At 60.6% G+C, this 16,579-nt stretch carries 16 protein-coding genes and 1 tRNA gene; 15 read left to right on the forward strand and 2 right to left on the reverse strand.

Annotated features, from left to right (window positions below):
- The first annotated feature begins 3 nt into the window (after nucleotides 1-3).
- The 10 genes from gspE to TMS3_RS12100 all read left to right on the forward strand — a co-directional run bounded on the left by gspE (nucleotide 4) and on the right by TMS3_RS12100 (nucleotide 7,691).
- The gene (gene gspE / locus TMS3_RS12055) at nucleotides 4-1,491 is read left to right on the forward strand and encodes a type II secretion system ATPase GspE (RefSeq protein WP_025165532.1); all 1,488 of its coding nucleotides are present in this window, start codon (nucleotides 4-6) and stop codon (nucleotides 1,489-1,491) included.
- An 8-nt stretch (nucleotides 1,492-1,499) separates the two neighbouring features.
- Nucleotides 1,500-2,717 carry a GspF family T2SS innner membrane protein variant XcpS gene (xcpS, locus tag TMS3_RS12060; RefSeq protein ID WP_025165533.1) on the forward strand — a complete coding sequence of 406 codons (1,218 nt, stop codon included), beginning with the start codon at nucleotides 1,500-1,502 and terminating at the stop codon, nucleotides 2,715-2,717.
- A gap of 4 nt (nucleotides 2,718-2,721) precedes the next feature.
- Nucleotides 2,722-3,147 (forward strand): type II secretion system major pseudopilin GspG, encoded by a 426-nt coding sequence (gspG, locus tag TMS3_RS12065; protein ID WP_025165534.1) that lies wholly within the window; start codon nucleotides 2,722-2,724, stop codon nucleotides 3,145-3,147.
- 6 nt (nucleotides 3,148-3,153) lie between these two features.
- Nucleotides 3,154-3,684, forward strand: a complete 531-nt coding sequence (gspH, locus tag TMS3_RS12070; protein ID WP_025165535.1) for a type II secretion system minor pseudopilin GspH — start codon at nucleotides 3,154-3,156, stop codon at nucleotides 3,682-3,684.
- Nucleotides 3,681-4,070, forward strand: a complete 390-nt coding sequence (gene gspI, locus TMS3_RS12075) for a type II secretion system minor pseudopilin GspI (RefSeq protein ID WP_025165536.1) — start codon at nucleotides 3,681-3,683, stop codon at nucleotides 4,068-4,070. The genes gspH and gspI overlap by 4 nt, the downstream gene beginning before the upstream one ends.
- Complete coding sequence (gene gspJ / locus TMS3_RS12080) at nucleotides 4,067-4,768, forward strand: type II secretion system minor pseudopilin GspJ (protein ID WP_025165537.1); 702 nt, start codon at nucleotides 4,067-4,069, stop codon at nucleotides 4,766-4,768. The genes gspI and gspJ overlap by 4 nt, the downstream gene beginning before the upstream one ends.
- Nucleotides 4,765-5,730 (forward strand): type II secretion system minor pseudopilin GspK, encoded by a 966-nt coding sequence (gene gspK, locus TMS3_RS12085; RefSeq protein WP_025165538.1) that lies wholly within the window; start codon nucleotides 4,765-4,767, stop codon nucleotides 5,728-5,730. Before gspJ ends, gspK begins: the two co-directional genes overlap by 4 nt.
- Nucleotides 5,727-6,869: a type II secretion system protein GspL gene (gene gspL, locus TMS3_RS12090; protein WP_025165539.1), complete on the forward strand. Its 1,143-nt coding sequence runs from the start codon at nucleotides 5,727-5,729 to the stop codon at nucleotides 6,867-6,869. The genes gspK and gspL overlap by 4 nt, the downstream gene beginning before the upstream one ends.
- On the forward strand, nucleotides 6,866-7,390 hold the full coding sequence (locus tag TMS3_RS12095) for a type II secretion system protein M (RefSeq protein WP_025165540.1): 525 nt from the start codon (nucleotides 6,866-6,868) through the stop codon (nucleotides 7,388-7,390). Before gspL ends, TMS3_RS12095 begins: the two co-directional genes overlap by 4 nt.
- 225 nt (nucleotides 7,391-7,615) lie before the next feature.
- A tRNA-Val gene (locus TMS3_RS12100) sits at nucleotides 7,616-7,691 on the forward strand.
- Nucleotides 7,692-8,160: 469 nt separating this feature from the next.
- On the opposite strand, the gene TMS3_RS12105 is transcribed toward TMS3_RS12100, so the two are convergent.
- Nucleotides 8,161-9,216: an AraC family transcriptional regulator gene (locus tag TMS3_RS12105; RefSeq protein WP_025165541.1), complete on the reverse strand. Its 1,056-nt coding sequence runs from the start codon at nucleotides 9,214-9,216 to the stop codon at nucleotides 8,161-8,163.
- Nucleotides 9,213-10,154, reverse strand: coding sequence for a carbon-nitrogen hydrolase family protein (locus TMS3_RS12110; protein WP_025165542.1), 942 nt, complete (start codon nucleotides 10,152-10,154; stop codon nucleotides 9,213-9,215). Before TMS3_RS12110 ends, TMS3_RS12105 begins: the two co-directional genes overlap by 4 nt.
- Nucleotides 10,155-10,339: 185 nt before the next feature.
- Here TMS3_RS12110 and TMS3_RS12115 point away from each other — a divergent pair, with 185 nt between their 5' ends.
- From TMS3_RS12115 to TMS3_RS12135, 5 genes are all read left to right on the forward strand, one after another.
- Nucleotides 10,340-12,373 (forward strand): NADPH-dependent 2,4-dienoyl-CoA reductase, encoded by a 2,034-nt coding sequence (locus TMS3_RS12115; protein WP_025165543.1) that lies wholly within the window; start codon nucleotides 10,340-10,342, stop codon nucleotides 12,371-12,373.
- A gap of 74 nt (nucleotides 12,374-12,447) precedes the next feature.
- Nucleotides 12,448-12,819 carry a nuclear transport factor 2 family protein gene (locus TMS3_RS12120; protein WP_407691616.1) on the forward strand — a complete coding sequence of 124 codons (372 nt, stop codon included), beginning with the start codon at nucleotides 12,448-12,450 and terminating at the stop codon, nucleotides 12,817-12,819.
- Between the two features lie 217 nt (nucleotides 12,820-13,036).
- Entirely contained in the window at nucleotides 13,037-14,407 is a 1,371-nt protein-coding gene (locus TMS3_RS12125; RefSeq protein ID WP_025165545.1) for a chromosome partitioning protein ParA, read from the forward strand.
- A gap of 51 nt (nucleotides 14,408-14,458) precedes the next feature.
- The gene (locus tag TMS3_RS12130; RefSeq protein ID WP_051394223.1) at nucleotides 14,459-15,379 is read left to right on the forward strand and encodes a 1-aminocyclopropane-1-carboxylate deaminase/D-cysteine desulfhydrase; all 921 of its coding nucleotides are present in this window, start codon (nucleotides 14,459-14,461) and stop codon (nucleotides 15,377-15,379) included.
- Between the two features lie 21 nt (nucleotides 15,380-15,400).
- The gene (locus tag TMS3_RS12135) at nucleotides 15,401-16,510 is read left to right on the forward strand and encodes a cyclic nucleotide-binding domain-containing protein (protein WP_025165547.1); all 1,110 of its coding nucleotides are present in this window, start codon (nucleotides 15,401-15,403) and stop codon (nucleotides 16,508-16,510) included.
- Nucleotides 16,511-16,579 lie beyond the last annotated feature (69 nt).

Genomic DNA, 16,579 nt, shown 5'->3' on the forward strand with positions numbered 1-16,579 from the left:
AGGATGAACGCTTTGCTTACTGAAACTGTACTGCGTCGTTTACCGTTCAGTTTCGCTAAACGGCACGGAGTGGTCGTATTGACCGAGGTCGACCCACCTTGCCTGGCTCATCGGCCGGAAGTTGATTTGGTGGCCTTGGCTGAGGCTCAGCGCTTCGTTGGCGGCCGGATGCCGCTGCGGAAGCTTTCCGCAGAGGCCTTTGAGCAGGCTCTGGGTAAGGCCTATCAACATGATTCGGCGTCGATGCAGCTCGCCGAAGACCTTGGCGGCAGCCTCGATCTGGCAGCCCTGGCCGATCAGGTTCCGGAAACCGAAGACCTGCTCGAGCAGGAAGACGACGCGCCAATCATTCGTTTGATCAACGCCATTCTCGGCGAGGCGATCAAGGAAAACGCCTCCGATATCCACCTGGAAACCTTCGAGAAACGCCTGGTTGTGCGCTTTCGCGTTGACGGTATCCTGCGTGAGGTGCTCGAGCCCAAGCGTGAGCTGGCGGCGCTCTTGGTGTCGCGAATCAAGGTGATGGCGCGGCTGGATATTGCCGAAAAGCGCGTGCCGCAGGATGGGCGGATTTCCCTGCGGGTCGGCGGGCGCGAGGTCGATGTGCGGGTCTCCACTCTGCCTTCGGCCAATGGTGAGCGGGTGGTGCTGCGTTTGCTCGATAAGCAGGCCGGGCGCCTGTCGTTGCAGCACCTGGGGATGTGCGCGCGAGATCGCCAGCTGATGGAGGATGCCGTGCGCAAGCCCCACGGCATCCTGCTGGTCACCGGTCCAACGGGGTCGGGTAAGACCACCACGTTGTACGCCAGCCTGGTCAGTCTGAATGACCGTACGCGCAATATCCTCACGGTGGAGGACCCGATCGAATACCACCTCGAGGGCATCGGTCAGACCCAAGTCAACACCAAGGTCGATATGACCTTCGCGCGCGGCCTGCGGGCAATCCTGCGACAGGACCCGGACGTGGTGATGGTCGGTGAGATTCGCGACAAGGAAACTGCCGAGGTCGCGGTGCAGGCTTCACTGACTGGCCACCTGGTGTTGTCGACGCTACACACTAACAGTGCAGTCGGCGCCATCACCCGACTGGTGGATATGGGGGTTGAACCCTTCCTGCTGTCGTCGTCGTTGCTCGGTGTACTGGCTCAGCGCCTGGTACGGGTGCTCTGTCCGCACTGTCGGGAAGCCTACCAGGCCGATGCTGCCGAGTGCGCACTGCTCGGCGTGGCGGCCGAGTCGGCGCCGACCCTGTATCACGCCCGCGGTTGCAGCGATTGTCACCAACAGGGCTACCGGGGTCGTACCGGCATTTACGAGCTGGTGGTGTTCGACGATCACCTGCGCACGCTGATCCACAACGCCGCTTCTGAGCAGGACATGACCCGTCACGCACGCACGCTCGGCCCGAGTATTCGAGAGGATGGACGGCGCAAGGTGTTGGAAGGGGTGACCACCCTGGAAGAAGTGCTCCGCGTGACCCGAGAAGAGTGAACTAGAGCATGGCGGCTTTCGAATACCTCGCCCTCGATCGCAAAGGTCGCCAACAGAAAGGTGTACTTGAGGCCGATAGCGCGCGCCAGGTACGCCAACTGCTGCGCGAGCAGCAACTGGCGCCGTTGGACGTCAAGGCCACGCGCACTCGGGAGCTGGCTGATACCGGTGGGCATTTCAGTTTTGCCCGGGGGATTTCGGCGCGTGATCTGGCCTTGCTGACCCGTCAGCTGGCAACCTTGGTGCAAGCCGCGTTGCCGATCGAAGAAGCTTTACGCGCCGCAGCCGCTCAGGCCAGCACGCCGCGGATCCAGGGCATGCTGTTGGCGGTGCGCGCTCGAGTGCTGGAAGGCCAGAGCCTGGCCAGCAGCCTGAAGGAATTTCCCGCGGCCTTTCCCGATCTGTACCGAGCCACAGTTGCAGCGGGTGAGCACGCCGGGCACTTGGGCCCGGTCCTGGAACAGTTGGCCGACTACACCGAGCAGCGTCAGCAATCGCGGCAGAAGATTCAACTGGCCTTACTCTATCCGCTGATCCTGATGTGCGCCTCGTTGCTGATCGTCGGCTTTCTGCTCGGTTACGTGGTTCCGGATGTAGTGCGGGTGTTCGTCGATTCCGGGCAAGCCTTGCCCGCCTTGACCCGGGGTCTGATCGCTCTGAGCGACTGGGTCAAGGGTTGGGGGTGGTTGGCGCTGATTGTGCTGATGCTCGGGTTCATTGGTTTGCGCTGGGCGCTGCGTGAAGAGTCGCTCAAAGTGCGTTGGCATGGCTTCTTGCTGCAGTTGCCGATGGTGGGGCGTTTGATTCGCGCCACAGATTGCGCACGCTTTGCCTCGACCCTGGCCATTCTCACGCAGAGCGGGGTGCCGCTGGTGGAGGCGTTGGGTATCGGCGCCGAAGTGATCGCCAACCGGGTCATTCGTGCCGAGGTGGTGGTGGCTGCGCAGAAAGTCCGTGAGGGCGGCAGCCTGACTCGCGCGTTGGAGGCCAGTGGGCAGTTTCCTCCGATGATGCTGCACATGATCGCCAGTGGTGAGCGCTCTGGCGAGTTGGATCAGATGCTTGCGCGTACGGCGCGCAATCAGGAAAGCGACCTGAGTGCTCAGGTCGCGTTGTTGGTCGGCTTGTTCGAGCCATTCATGTTGGTCTTTATGGGTGCAGTGGTGCTGGTCATAGTGCTGGCCATCCTGCTGCCGATTCTGTCTCTCAATCAATTGGTGGGGTAAGTAGGTGAACAAGCGTCAGGCAGGTTTTACGCTGATCGAAATCATGGTGGTCGTGGTGATTCTTGGAATTCTCGCCGCCTTGGTGGTGCCGCAGGTGATGAGCCGGCCGGATCAGGCCAAGGTCACTGTTGCCAAGGGCGATATCAAGGCGGTATCAGCCGCCTTGGATATGTACAAACTGGATAACCACAGCTACCCGAGCACCCAGCAGGGTCTCGAAGCGCTGGTGGAAAAACCCTCAGGTAATCCACCGGCGAAGAATTGGAGCAAGGACGGTTACCTCAAGCGTCTGCCAGTCGATCCCTGGGGCAATGTCTATCAGTACCTGTCACCCGGTACAAAAGGTGCGTTCGACCTCTATTCGTTTGGCGCCGATGGCAAGCAGGGCGGTAGCGACCTGGAAGCCGATATCGGTAACTGGGACTTGTAGCCAGCCATGCGTGAGGCGCGGGGTTTTACCCTGATCGAGTTGCTGGTGGTCCTGGTGATTCTCGGCAGCCTGATCGGTTTGGCCGTGCTCAGCACGGGGCTGGCCGGTCCAGCCCGTGAGCTGCGCAACGAAGCCGAGCGCTTGGCCGGGTTGATTGGCGTGCTGGCAGAGGAGGCGGTGCTGGATAATCGCGAGTACGGCTTACAGCTGAGTCGAGAGGCCTATCAGGTGCTGCAATACGATCCCGTTTCCGCTCGTTGGCAAGCTTTGTCGGACAAGCCGCATCGCTTGCCGGTCTGGGCCGAACTGAGTGTCGAACTGGAAGGCGAGGCGCTCGAACTGCCGCTGCCGGTCGGGAGTGAAAAAACTCGGAAGAACCGTACGCCGCAGTTGCTGATCCTCTCCAGCGGCGAACTCAGTCCATTCCGTCTGCGTTTGGGCGAACGGCGCAAGGACGGCTTGCGCTTGCAGTTGTCCAGTGATGGTTTTCGCCTGCCCAAAGTCGAGGTCGACAGTCCTAAGGCCCATGCCGGATGAAGCGCTCGATGGGTTTTACCTTGCTCGAAGTGCTGGTTGCTCTGGCTATCTTCGCCATGGTCGCCGCCAGTGTTTTGACTGCGAGTGCGCGCAGCCTGCAAACCGCGGCTCGGCTTGAGGACAAGACCCTGGCGATGTGGATCGCCGACAATCGTTTGACCGAGTTGCAGTTGGCCGAGACATCGGCAAGTGAGGGCCGCGACCAGGGCGAATTGGAGTTCGCCGGGCGGCGCTGGCAGTGGCAGAGTGAAATCCAGGCCACCAGCGAACCGAGCATGCGTCGGGTAACCCTGTGGGTGGCGCCACGACCAGAGCGTGGTTCGAGCGGCGATCTGCGCGAACGCGCGGTGGTCAGTCTGAGTGGTTTTCTCGAGGCTCCGCGATGAACCGCGCGCGCGGTTTCACCTTGCTGGAATTGCTTATCGCCATTGCGATCTTTGCCCTGCTCGGTCTGGCGACTTACCGCATGCTCGACAGCGTGCTGCGCACCGACAGTGCAACGCGTGCCCATGAGCAGCAGTTGCGCGAGCTGGTGCGTGCCATCGCCGCGTTCGAACGCGATGTGTTACAGGTGGTGGTGCGACCCGTGCGTGACCCCTTCGGCGATCCGCGTCCGGCGTTGCTCGGTGAGGAAGCCGATAACGCGGCCCTGGAACTGACCCGGGTCGGCTGGCGCAATCCGCTGGGGCGAGTGCGTGCCAGTGTGCAGCGTGTGCGTTGGCAGTTAAGTGGCGAGCAGTGGCAGCGACGCTACTGGAATGTGCTGGATCAGGCCCAGGACAGCCAACCCCAGGTGCAGCAGGCGTTGGATGGAGTGACGCGGATGCGCTTGCGCTATCTGGACGGTGCTGGCTCTTGGCATGGCAGTTGGCCGCCCCCCGGTACCAGTGGCACAGACGCATTGGAGGAGTTGCCGTACGCGCTCGAGTTGATAGTGGAGCATCGCCGTTATGGCGAGTTACGCCGCCTGCTGCGATTGCCAGATGTGCTGCCTGAGCGGGTGCAGCAGGTGGCTCAACCTGATCAGGTTGACGAGAGTGCTGCAGACTCCGACTCCGACTCCGCGACGGACGCTGACAAATGAGTGCGCAACGGGGCATGGCACTGATCACCGTGCTGCTGGTAGTAGCCATAGTGACGGTGGTCAGCGCCGGCATGATTGCCCGTCAACAACTGGCCATTCGTAGCAGTGCCAATCAGCTACATGTGCGTCAGGCGTGGCATTACGCTCTGGGTGGCGAAACCCTGGCCAAGGCAGTGCTGCGGCGGGATTTGCAGCAGGGCGATCCGCGCGCCCCGGTGGACCATCTGGATGAGCCTTGGGCACGACCGTTGTCCCCCTTTGCCTTGGATGAAGGGGGCGAATTGCGAGTGCGCATCGAGGATCCCTCGGGGCGCTTCAATCTCAACAGCCTGGTGCGTAAGGGGCAGGCGAATGAGGTGGCGCTGGGCCAATTCCGTCGTTTACTGCTCAGCTTGCAGATTGATACGCCCTATGCCGAGCGTTTGCTCGACTGGCTGGATGCCGATCAGGAGCCAAGCGGCGGCTACGGCGGCGAGGATAATCAATACTTGCTGGCACAGCCGGCCTACCGTGCGGCCAATCGTGGTTTGGCCGATGTGTCGGAATTGCGTTTGTTGCTGGAGATGAGTGAGGCCGATTACCAGCGTCTGCTGCCGTTTGTCAGTGCCTTGCCGGAGGATGCAACGCTGAACGTCAACACCGCCAACGCTTGGGTGTTGGCGAGCCTCGCCGAGGGATTGCCGCTGGCTACTGCGCAGGGGTTGGTCGCGGCGCGAGGCAGTCAGGGATACCGTGATGTACCCAGTTTTCTCGCGCAACTGCCAGGGTTGAGTGTGGAGAGCCAAGGGTTGGCAGTCGGCAGTCAGTATTTTCAGGTGATCAGCGAGGTCAGCGTGGGTGAGCGACGTCAGATTTTACGCAGCACCTTGCAGCGCGCCAGCGATGGTCAGGTGTATGTTCTAGCCCGTGATTTGGGGCAAAGCGGCTTACCGCCAGCGCCCGTCAAGGAAGTCGAGCCATGAGTCAGTTATGTGTGTTTCTGCCGCCAGCGGCCTGCGCCGGTGCCTTTGCGGATTTACCGGTGCAGCGTGTGCAGGGTGAAAACAGTCAATGCCTACCTTTTGCCGAGGCGGTCGCTGAATTGAGCGGTGCCTGGACCCTGGTTTTGCCAGTGGAGGCGGTGACGGCCTGTGCGGTGGAGCTGCCGACGCAGAAGGCGCGTTGGTTGCGCCAGGCCCTGCCGTTCGCGGTGGAAGAGCTGCTGGCCGAAGATGTCGAACAGTTGCATCTGGCATTGGGCGAACGCCTGCCAGATGGTCGTCATAGGGTGTTCGCCATGCGCCGCGAGTGGCTGGCCAGTTGGCTGGCCCTGTGCCCGACCCCGCCACAGACGATTGCGCTGGATGCCGATTTATTGCCTCGGGGCGGTACCCAGCTGCTGTGGTTGGACTCGCGCTGGTTGCTCGGCGGCGCGCAGGTAGCGCGTCTAGCCCTGGGGGAGGAGGAGTGGCCGAGCCTGGCCAGCGCTTGCCCGCCGCCGCATGTCGCCTACCGCACGGAACAGCGGAGCGCGCCGGAGCCGGTGGGCGAGTTCGTAACGATCGACGATCCCCATCGCTGGCTGGCGCAGCAGACCGTCATGAATAATCTGGCTCAGGGCGTATTCGCCTCGCGTCAATCCAATGGCAACTGGCAGCGCTGGCGGCCGTTGCTGGGGTTGATCGGTTTGTGGCTGATATTGCAGTGGGGCTTCAATCTGGCTCAGGGCTGGTATTTTCAGCGCCAGGCCGATACCTACGCAGAGGCCAGCACGGCGCTCTATCAGGAACTGTTTCCTGATGACCGCAAGCTGATCAATCTGCGTGCCCAATTCGACCAACACCTGGCGGCCAGTGGTGCCAGTGGCCAGAGTCGTCTGCTCGGGATGCTCGCTCAGGTGAGTCAGGCGATGGTGGCGGAGGGTGCGTCGGTGCAGGTTGAGCAACTGGATTTCAGCGACATTCGCGGCGACTTGTCGATGCAGGTGCAGGCGCCGGGTTTTAGCGAGTTGGAGCGGTTGCGTGAACGCCTGCAGGAGGCTGGTTTAGCGGTGCAGCTGGGGTCGGCCAGTCGTGAAGCGGATGGGGTGAGTGCGCGTTTAGTGATCGGGGGTGGTGCATGAGCAGTTTGAGTGAACCAGGGCATCCGTTCGCGGCGCAGTGGCAGAACTCTGTCTTGTTGCAGCGTTGGCGCGGCTTGGCGCTGCGCGAGCGGCTGGCCTTGAGCCTGCTGGCTGCGTTTCTGCTGCTGGTAGTGCTCTACATCTTGCTCTGGCAGCCGGCTCAACAAGGAGTGTTAGCAGCACGGAGTGCCTTCGAGCAGCAGCGTGCCTTGTATACCTATATGCAGGCGCAGGCACCGTTGGCCCGTAGTCTGGCGGCTAAACCGCAGGTCAGTCTTGATCCTGCGCGTTTACAAGGCATGGTCACCGCTAGCGCAGCCGAGCAGGGTTTGGCGATCGAGCGACTGGACAGCGACAGCGATGGCTCGTTGCAGGTCAGCGTGCAGTCGGCGCCCTTCGCCCAGTTGTTACGTTGGTTTGCCGTGCTCGAGCAGCAGGGTGTGCAGATTGTCGAAGCCGGCTTGGACCGCGACGAGGAGAGTCGGGTGGCGGCGCGCCTGAGCTTGCGTGTGGCGTTTTAATCTAGGACTCAAGTACTGGGCGAACCTGGAAATGCCCAGTTGGTTTTTTGCAATGCTGCTCTTGCCCTCAATGTCTGTGTTGAGGGGATTGATGGAGTAAGGCAAGCGTCTGTTTATTGTTGCTCGTTGCGCATCCAGGTATTTGTTCTGTTTTGAGAAAAAACTTAAGCAGAGTATTGACTTAGGTAAGGCCTCGACGTAAATTGCGCGCCTTCGCAAAGCAATGGGTGATTAGCTCAGCTGGGAGAGCATCTGCCTTACAAGCAGAGGGTCGGCGGTTCGATCCCGTCATCACCCACCATTACTTTACGAAGTCGGGCGTAAGTCCGATAAATGCGCAGCGGTAGTTCAGTTGGNNGTCCCGTCCGCTGCGCCATATTTTCCATGTCAGGTTAATTCTTGGCATGAGGTAGAAACAGCCTGGTTGGTTGGTTTTGCCAGCGTAAGCAAGAGTTCAACGGACGCAAGTCCAAGAGATACGCAGCGGTAGTTCAGTTGGTNNGTCCCGTCCGCTGCGCCATATACGAAACCCTCAGGTAGCAATACCTGAGGGTTTTTTATTGTCTGCGATTTATTGTCATCTATCGGTCATCTGCGCTTTTTAAACTCCCTGGACATGCTGGCTATCTGGCCCTGCAGGCTAATCAAAGAGGACCGTCCAATGGATGATTACCAAGAAGAGCTTCTCGAGTACCGTGCACTTGAGCAGGATCTGCCTGAGCCAGTGGAAGACGCCACCGAGTTGTGAGAGCGGCCTAAAGGCTGTGTCCTCATGGTGAGTCAGGCGGTTTCGCTGGGTTTCGCTGGGCGCGGCGAAACTCGCCTGGGGTTTGCTGGTTCCAGCGTTTAAAGGCGCGCTGAAAGGCTTCGGCCGAAGAAAATCCGAGCAGGTAGGCAATCTCACCGAAGGCCAGCTCGGTGTCACGAATATAAGCCATGGCCAGGTCGCGGCGGGTTTCGTTGAGAATGGTGCGGAACTGCGTGCCTTCTTCTGCCAGTTTGCGCCTGAGCGTCCAGGGGGGCAGGTGCAGGCGTGCGGCGACTTCCTGTAAATCGGGCTCGCGTCCATGTAGCAGTGGGCCGAGCAGTTGGATGACTCGTTCGTGCAGGTTGCGGGTGCGAGTCAGCTGTTCCAGCTCTCGCTCGCAGATTTCCAGCAGCTGACGCCAAGTGCTCGGGCAGTGTTCCGGATTGCGCAGGCTGAGCGTGGCCTGGCTCAGGCGCAATTGATTGTGTGCGGCGGCGAACTCCACTGGGCAGCCGAATGACTCTGGGTAATCAGGGGCATAGCTGGGCGCCGGGAATTCAATCTCGACTTTCTCCACGGGCAGGCGCTGTCTGACCAGGCTACCCAGTTGTTGCGTCCAGCTGGCCAGTACCGAGTCGACTACGAAGTGGTTGTAGGCGTTGTAGGGGCTGATCGAATAAAAGCGTAACCAGGCACCCTTGGCGTCTTCGTGCAGGCTAGATTGCCCACGGTAATTGGAGGCGTACAGCGGCTCGAAACGGGTCAGGGTCCGCGCCGCTTCGCGCACAGTGGGTGCTTGAGCGGCAGTGACGCCCGCCAGTCCGGCTTGGCTTAGGCGACTCTGCTGACCCATGAGCAAACCCAGGCCGGGTTCAGCGGTTTGCTGAATGGCCGCGTGGCCGAGGCGCATGTAACGCGGGATGGACAGGCGCGCTCTAGGTTCGGCCAAGCGAGCCGCATCGAGGTCGTACTGGGCAAAAAGTGGCAGCGGGTCTTGGTTGAGGTGGCGCATGGCGTCGGCCAGGCTGTAAACGAAGCCTACCGAGAGATCGCCGAGGCGAACTCGCTGTGGTTTCATTTGGGGGCAATCCAGATGTTCAGCAGATGGCTGCCCGGTGCCTGGCTGCCCTGTTGGATTTGCTGGGGGGTCAGCAGGACTTCACGAGGCGCTCCACCAATCGGCCAGCCCAGTTTTCCGCGGAGGAACAGTGCCGGGCTAGATCCGTCGCTGTCGACCAGACGTAAGAGGCTCTGCGGGTAACCGGGGCGCCAGTCGCGCTCGACGCTATAGGTCATGTCGCCGACGCTGAGGCGTTGCGGCGCGGTGGTGCCTGGTTGTTGGGGCCAGGGCTCGTAGTGCGGCTCGCCTTGGATTGTTCCTTCCGGGGAGAAAACCAGGCTGAGCGTGCGCAGTGGGCCATTGCCACTGCGCAGCTGCCCGTCCTTCAGGTGTGGCTCGGGTAGCAGGATCGAACCCGCCAGCAGAGTGATCTGGTACTCGCGTGCGAGTCCGGAAAACAGTTGCTGGTAATCCTTGGTCATCTGCTCTGCTTTCATGCGCAGCAGCGCCTCGTCCAGGCGCTCGGCATCAAGGTTCATCAGTAGCGCCTTGACCGCCAGCAGCGGATTGCCGAGCAGCAACCAGTTGCGCACTTCCTTGCGGTTGAGCGCCCGATAGAACTCGGTCTTTTCGCCGCGCGCCAGCAGCCAGGTGCCGATATGCTCAGGCAGCGCCACCAATGTTCCCGGGCCGAGCAGGCCGGCTTGCCGGGCATTATCCAATGCGGCAGCAAGCTTCAGGCGCAGGTGCGCCGGGCTTTGGTAGTCCAGCGGGTAGAGTTGCGGGCGGATCAATAATAGGTTGCCGCGTGCCTGAGCCGGGGCTGGTTTGCTGATAATGGTGCTGCGCAGGTCGGACAAATAGTGCGCGTCGGGACGTCGCTCGGCCCATATCAGGAACGCTGTCAGGCAGCCGCTGACTACCACTGTGAAGAGGAGTATCGAGAGTTTACGCATCATGGCTACAGGGTAGGCAGATGAATGATTCTTGCCAAGCCTTGCTGTTCATTTAGGTTAGCTGTTAGTTATTTATGATCATTGAGGCTCTTGGGCAGGCTCTATATCGTTGAGTGCATACCGACCGTGGTCCAGCTGAGACCACGGCATTCCGTGAAATGCATAGGCTCGATGTGGAGAACGCCATGACCACTCATTACCCGCACCTGCTCGCTCCGTTGGATCTGGGCTTCACCACGTTGAAGAACCGTACACTGATGGGCTCGATGCACACCGGTCTGGAAGAAAAGCCGGGCGGCTTCGAGCGCATGGCAGCCTACTTCGCCGAGCGCGCCCGTGGCGGCGTCGGTCTGATGGTGACCGGTGGTATTGGCCCGAATGAGGAGGGTGGGGTCTACTCCGGTGCGGCCAAGCTGACCACCGTGGAAGAAGCTGAGAAGCACAAGATTGTCACCCAGGCGGTGCATGAGTCGGGCGGCAAGATTTGTATGCAGATTCTGCATGCCGGGCGTTATGCCTACAGCCCCAAGTCTGTGGCGCCAAGTGCCATTCAGGCGCCGATCAATCCGTTCAAGCCTCGAGAGCTGGACGAGGAAGGTATCGAGAAGCAGATCCAGGACTTCGTCAATTGCTCCAGTCTGGCGCAACAGGCCGGTTATGACGGTGTTGAGATCATGGGGTCGGAAGGCTACTTCATCAATCAGTTCCTCGCCGCCCACACTAATCATCGCAGCGATCGCTGGGGTGGCAGCTACGAGAACCGCATGCGGCTGCCGCTGGAAATCGTTCGCCGCGTGCGTGAGGCGGTTGGCCCGAATTTCATCATCATCTATCGCCTGTCGATGCTCGATCTGGTCGAAGGCGGTAGTGCCTGGGATGAGATCGTTCTGTTGGCCAAGGCCATCGAGCAGGCCGGCGCGACCCTGATCAATACCGGTATCGGCTGGCACGAGGCGCGGATTCCGACCATCGCCACCAAGGTGCCGCGTGCGGCCTTCACCAAAGTGACCGCCAAGCTGCGCGGCGAGATCAAGATTCCGCTGATTACCACCAACCGCATCAATACCCCGGAAATCGCCGAGCAGGTACTGGCCGAAGGCGACGCCGACATGGTCTCCATGGCCCGTCCGTTCCTCGCCGACCCGGACTTCGTCAATAAGGCCGCCGAGGGTCGCAGTGATGAGATCAACACCTGCATCGGCTGCAATCAGGCCTGCCTGGATCATACCTTCGGCGGCAAGCTGACCAGTTGCCTGGTCAACCCACGCGCCTGCCATGAGACCGAGCTGAATTACATTGCGACCGTTGAGGTCAAGAAAATTGCTGTGGTTGGCGCCGGTCCCGCCGGTCTTGCTGCCGCCACGGTGGCGGCTGAGCGTGGCCATCAGGTGACGCTGTTCGATTCGGCCAGTGAAATCGGTGGTCAGTTCAATGTCGCCAAGCGGGTGCCGGGTAAGGAGGAGTTTTTCGAAACCCTGCGCTATTTCAAGCGCAAGCTGGAAACCACCGGGGTCGATCTGCGTCTGAATACCCGCGTCAGTGGCGATGAGTTGAGCCAGGGTGGCTTCGACGAGGTGATTCTGGCCACCGGCATCGCACCACGCACCCCGGAGATTCCTGGCATCGAGCATGCCAAGGTGATCAATTACCTGGACGCAATCCTTGAGCGCAAGCCGGTCGGTCAGCGGGTCGCGGTGATCGGCGCTGGCGGTATCGGCTTCGACGTGTCCGAGTTCATTATCCACCAGGGTGAAGCCACCAGTCTGAGTCGCGAGGCGTTCTGGAAGGAGTGGGGCATCGACAGCGACCTGCAGGCTCGCGGCGGGGTTGCCGGGATCAAGGCCGAACCGCATGCACCGGCTCGCCAGGTATTCCTGTTGCAGCGCAAGAAGTCCAAGGTCGGCGATGGCCTGGGCAAGACAACCGGGTGGATCCATCGCGCCGGGCTGAAGAACAAGCAGGTGCAGATGCTCAACAGCGTCGAATACCTCAAGGTCGATGACGATGGTCTGCACATTCGCATCGCTGAGGGTGAGCCGCAGGTGTTGCCAGTCGATACGGTAATCGTATGTGCCGGTCAGGATCCGCTGCGCGAACTGCATGACGAGCTGATTGCCGCTGGCCAGAGCGTGCACCTGATCGGTGGCGCCGATGTGGCGGCTGAGCTGGACGCCAAGCGTGCCATCAACCAGGGCTCGCGGTTGGCCGCAGAAATCTAATAGGAGCGTCGCTCATGTCTACAGAGTTAACTGTTCAACCTACAGTTGCCGAGGCGCTGGATAAGTGGCATGCGATGCTGCTCGCCGGTGACCTGCGTGCGTTGCCGGAACTGTTGCACGCGCAGGCGGTATTTCGTTCACCCATGGCCTTCAAGCCCTACGAGGGGGCGCCGATGGTGTCATTGATCCTCAATACGGTGTTTCAGGTGTTCGAGGGCTTCGCCTACCATCGCGAGCTGAGCAGTAGCGATGGCTTGAGTGTTGTTCTGGAGTTCAGCGCCAAGGTGGGCGAGCGCGAGTTGAAAGGTATCGACATGATTCGCTTCGACGCAGACGGCAAGATTGTCGAATTCGAGGTGATGATCCGGCCGATGAGTGGTCTGCAAGCCCTGGGAGAGGAAATGGGCCGGCGTCTGGCGCCATTCCTGTCCGCTAAAACCGGCTAGTCCGCTGTACCAAACCCATCACAGTTTCGTTATGCCGCCGGCCTGCTTGGGCTGGTCGGCATGGCGACTGCCAACCCAGTCACATTGCTGGCATTGGTTTTTCCCCTAGACTTGCCTGAATAAAGGAGCAGCGCCTGGGCATCAGGTTTAGCCTGTCCTGTCAGGAATGTCAGCCGACGGAACGGACTACACCCTGTTTTGGCCTAGAGGGAAATCGATGAGCATGCAGAATAAGCCGCAGATTGTTGAGGCCGTGATGTTCTTCAATGAGCGTGGCGGCATCTGCAAGGAGATGCTATTTCCCGAATTCGAAGCCTTGCTGGATGGTGTGGTAGGCATGCCGGAGTTCGCCGATCAGCAGATGCGCGTGGCTTTTGTGATGATCAATCCGCGCCTGATGATCCGGGCGGCGGTGTTTTTCTATCTGGATTTCGATGAGAAAGGCGCGCCCGACAAAGGCTGGAATATTCCCTTACAGCACCTGGCCGAACGCGCTGGGCGTGGCCCCGATCTGGGGGCTGGGCCGATCCGCCTGGCTTGTCGCAGTCAGTGCCCGGTGTCCTGGCATCAAATGCACTTGTGGGATCCGAGTTTAGCGCCAGGCAAGAATGACCTGGTGCTGCTGCGCGACGCGGCCAAGCGCAACAAGCTGGGCCTGCTGGTAGAGGAGGAGAGCGTCCAGGCACTTGCACCAGAGCGTCTGCAGATGGCTTCGGATGACAAGTGGTACGCGCCCGATCCGTCCAAGGAAGGCGCGACCAGGGGCGCCGAAAAGATGGATCATGAGCACCGCCTGAAAACCGCGCAGTTGATCAAACAGCAGCGTTTGCGTATCAGCAGCCTGAGCCAGCAGCACGAAGAGGAGTTGGCTAAGTACAAACTGGCCAATGAGGAGCGCAACAATAGTCTCCAGGCGCAGATGCGCGGCCTGCAGCAGGCATTGCGCCAACAGGAAGAACTTAACGCCAACCTCAAGACGCAGTTGGTCGAACGGGCCGCAAGCCTGCAAGCCTCCCGTGAAGAAATGACCCAGCAGTTGCGGCAACTGGAGCAGCATGGCCGTAGCGAGAGCGATGTTCTGCGTATGCAGTTCGAGAACGAGATGCAGGCGAAAATCGCTTCGGCAGTGGTCGAGTACAAAGAGCAAGTAGTCTTGCGTGATGTCGAGTTAGCCTATCGCAATGAGCAGGAGGCTCAGTCACAGCAGGAAATCGCGCGACTCAAGCGCGAATGCGACGAACTGGCCAGTCAGAGCGGTGAGCAGATTCTTGAGCGTCTCTCCAGGCTTGGCGTAGTGTTCGTGGTCTATCATCCTGGCGCTGGTCACCTGACTATTCCCTTGCAGGATATTGCCAGCTATCAGGACAACTCCATGGCTTATGCAGCGGCCAAGTGTTTCGTTTCCGAGGAGCAATACCGTCATTGGTTGGCGCACTTTCAGCAACCGACTTGCGAGGCCTCACTGACTAGTGGCGGGCGCTGTGCCATTCCGATCGACCGTGTCGATACCCCCAGCCGCTTTATCCTGGGCGAGTCCAACTGCTGCGCGCGGCATAAGGCCAGTAGTCGTTTGCGCACTGTCGGCTAAACCTTGTCATTAGTCTCGCCCGACTGGACGCTACGGGCACCGCTTGAGCGCATGAACCTCGATTGGCTGACGTCAGCCGGAATTGAGGTGGCGGTGTTGCGTCTGGACCTGATCGATGCGCTGATCAGTGGCAACAAATGGTTCAAGCTCGCGCCGCATGTGCAGGCGGCCGCCGCTGCCGAGGCTGATGGCTTGATCAGTCTGGGCGGGGCGCATTCCAATCACTTGCATGCACTGGCCGCCGCGGGGCGGCGTTTCAGTTTCCCAACCGTTGGCTTGTTGCGCGGCACAGTGCAGGACACGCCGACAGTGCGCGATTTGCTGGCGTTCGGCATGCAGTTGCACTGGCTTGGCTATGGCGGTTATCGCGCCCGACATCAACCGGGGTTCTGGGATGAGTGGCGTGAGCGTTACCCGACCCTGTATCCGGTGGCTGAGGGCGGCGGGGGGCTGCTAGGCGCACAGGGCTGTGCCGGTCTGGTGCCGCTGGTGCATGAGCAACTGGTTGCACTTGGTTGGACGGACTATGACGGATGGTGGCTGGCGGTTGGCACGGGTACCACTTTGGCGGGCTTGGTGCTTGGTGAAGCGGGCGCTCATCCGGTCTATGGCGCCGTGGCAGTACCCGACGATCATGGTGTGGCGCAACAGGTGCGGCGTATTTTGCATCAGGCCGGGATGGCGGAACATGGCTACCACCTCCTGGACGCTGCACGTGGTGGCTTTGCCAAGGTCGATAGCGAGTTGGCAGAGTTTATCTGGGCGTGCGAAGCAGGTAGCACTGTGCCTTTGGAGCCGGTCTATACCGGGAAGGCGTTGATGGCATTGCGTCGGCAAGTCGAGGCTGGTTATTTTGCGCGTGGTAGCCGCTTGGTATTCGTCCATACTGGCGGCCTGCAGGGTCGCACCGCAGCACTGCGCAAACATGAGCAGGCGCGTCTTGATCCGGCGGCTGGCGATACCGAGACCTGACCCGCGGAGCCCGGAAATTTCATGAGTGATCCCCTGAATCCCGAACAGTTACGCAGCCTGACGCCGCTCAATATGCTGTCCGAACAGCAGTGGCGCGAGTTGCGCAGTCAATTGGTACCGCAACCGGTATTGGCGGGCCAACTGCTTTTTCGTCAAGGCGATCAAGCGCGCCTGACTTACTACCTGTTGGCTGGCGAGTTGTCCTTGCAGGCGCCCGATGGTCAGCGCGAGTCTGTGCTCGCTGGCAGTGCAGCCAGTTGCCATCCGTTGTCGCCCAGCTTACCGCGCCGGCATGAGGCGCGAGCCTTGACCGATGCCAGCGTGCTGACGTTGGACAGTGCGACTCTCAACCGATTACTGACCTGGCGTCTGACGTATCAGGACTTGATCCTGGAGCTTGGTCACCAGGATGAGGACGTGGAGTGGTTGGAGCGCCTGCTGGACAACCCGTTGTTTGCCAAGGTACCGCCTTCCAATGTGCGTAGCATGCTTGGGCGTTTGCAGCGTCTCGAATTGCCAGCAGGTAGCACCGTGTTGCGCGAAGGCGAGGTCGGCGACTGTTGTTATTTTCTCTACAGTGGCCGTGCCGAAGTGATTCGCGGCGCCGGTAGCGCCCATCAGGTGTTGGCAGAGCTGGAGGTGGGCGCCTGTTTTGGTGAGGAAGCCTTGCTTGCCGACAGTCCGCGCAATGCCACGGTAACCCTGTTGGAAGATGGTGTGGTGCTGCGATTGGCCCGTCAGGACTTCTTCGCCTTGCTCAAGGCCCCTGTGGTGGATGAGGTCTCGCTTGGTGAGGCGGCACGCTTACTGGCCTCCGGCGCACAATGGCTGGATGTGCGGCTGCAGGAGGAGTACCAGCGTGCCCATGCGTTGGAGTCCTTGAATATGCCGTTACAGTTGTTGCGCCTGAAGGCACGTCTGCTGGATAAGGGGCGGACGTACCTGTGTTACTGCGACAGCGGTAAGCGCAGTACCAATGCGGTGTTTCTGCTGGCGCAGCTGGGCTTCACGGCCTATGTCTTGCGCGATGGGGTGGACGGTTTGCCGGCGGTGCAGCGCGAAGGACTGCTGTGTGAAAGTGGCTCCGGTTATTTGGCCCGCTCCGGCGGGCGCGTCGAGCGCAGCCGCTGACTTCCGTCGGGCGTCAGGATGCTTTGCGAGCGGCAGGCGATAGGCCTTTAGCTCGAAGACCGAGAGCTG

This window comes from Pseudomonas taeanensis MS-3 (assembly GCF_000498575.2).
Classification (GTDB): Bacteria; Pseudomonadota; Gammaproteobacteria; order Pseudomonadales; family Pseudomonadaceae; genus Aquipseudomonas; species Aquipseudomonas taeanensis.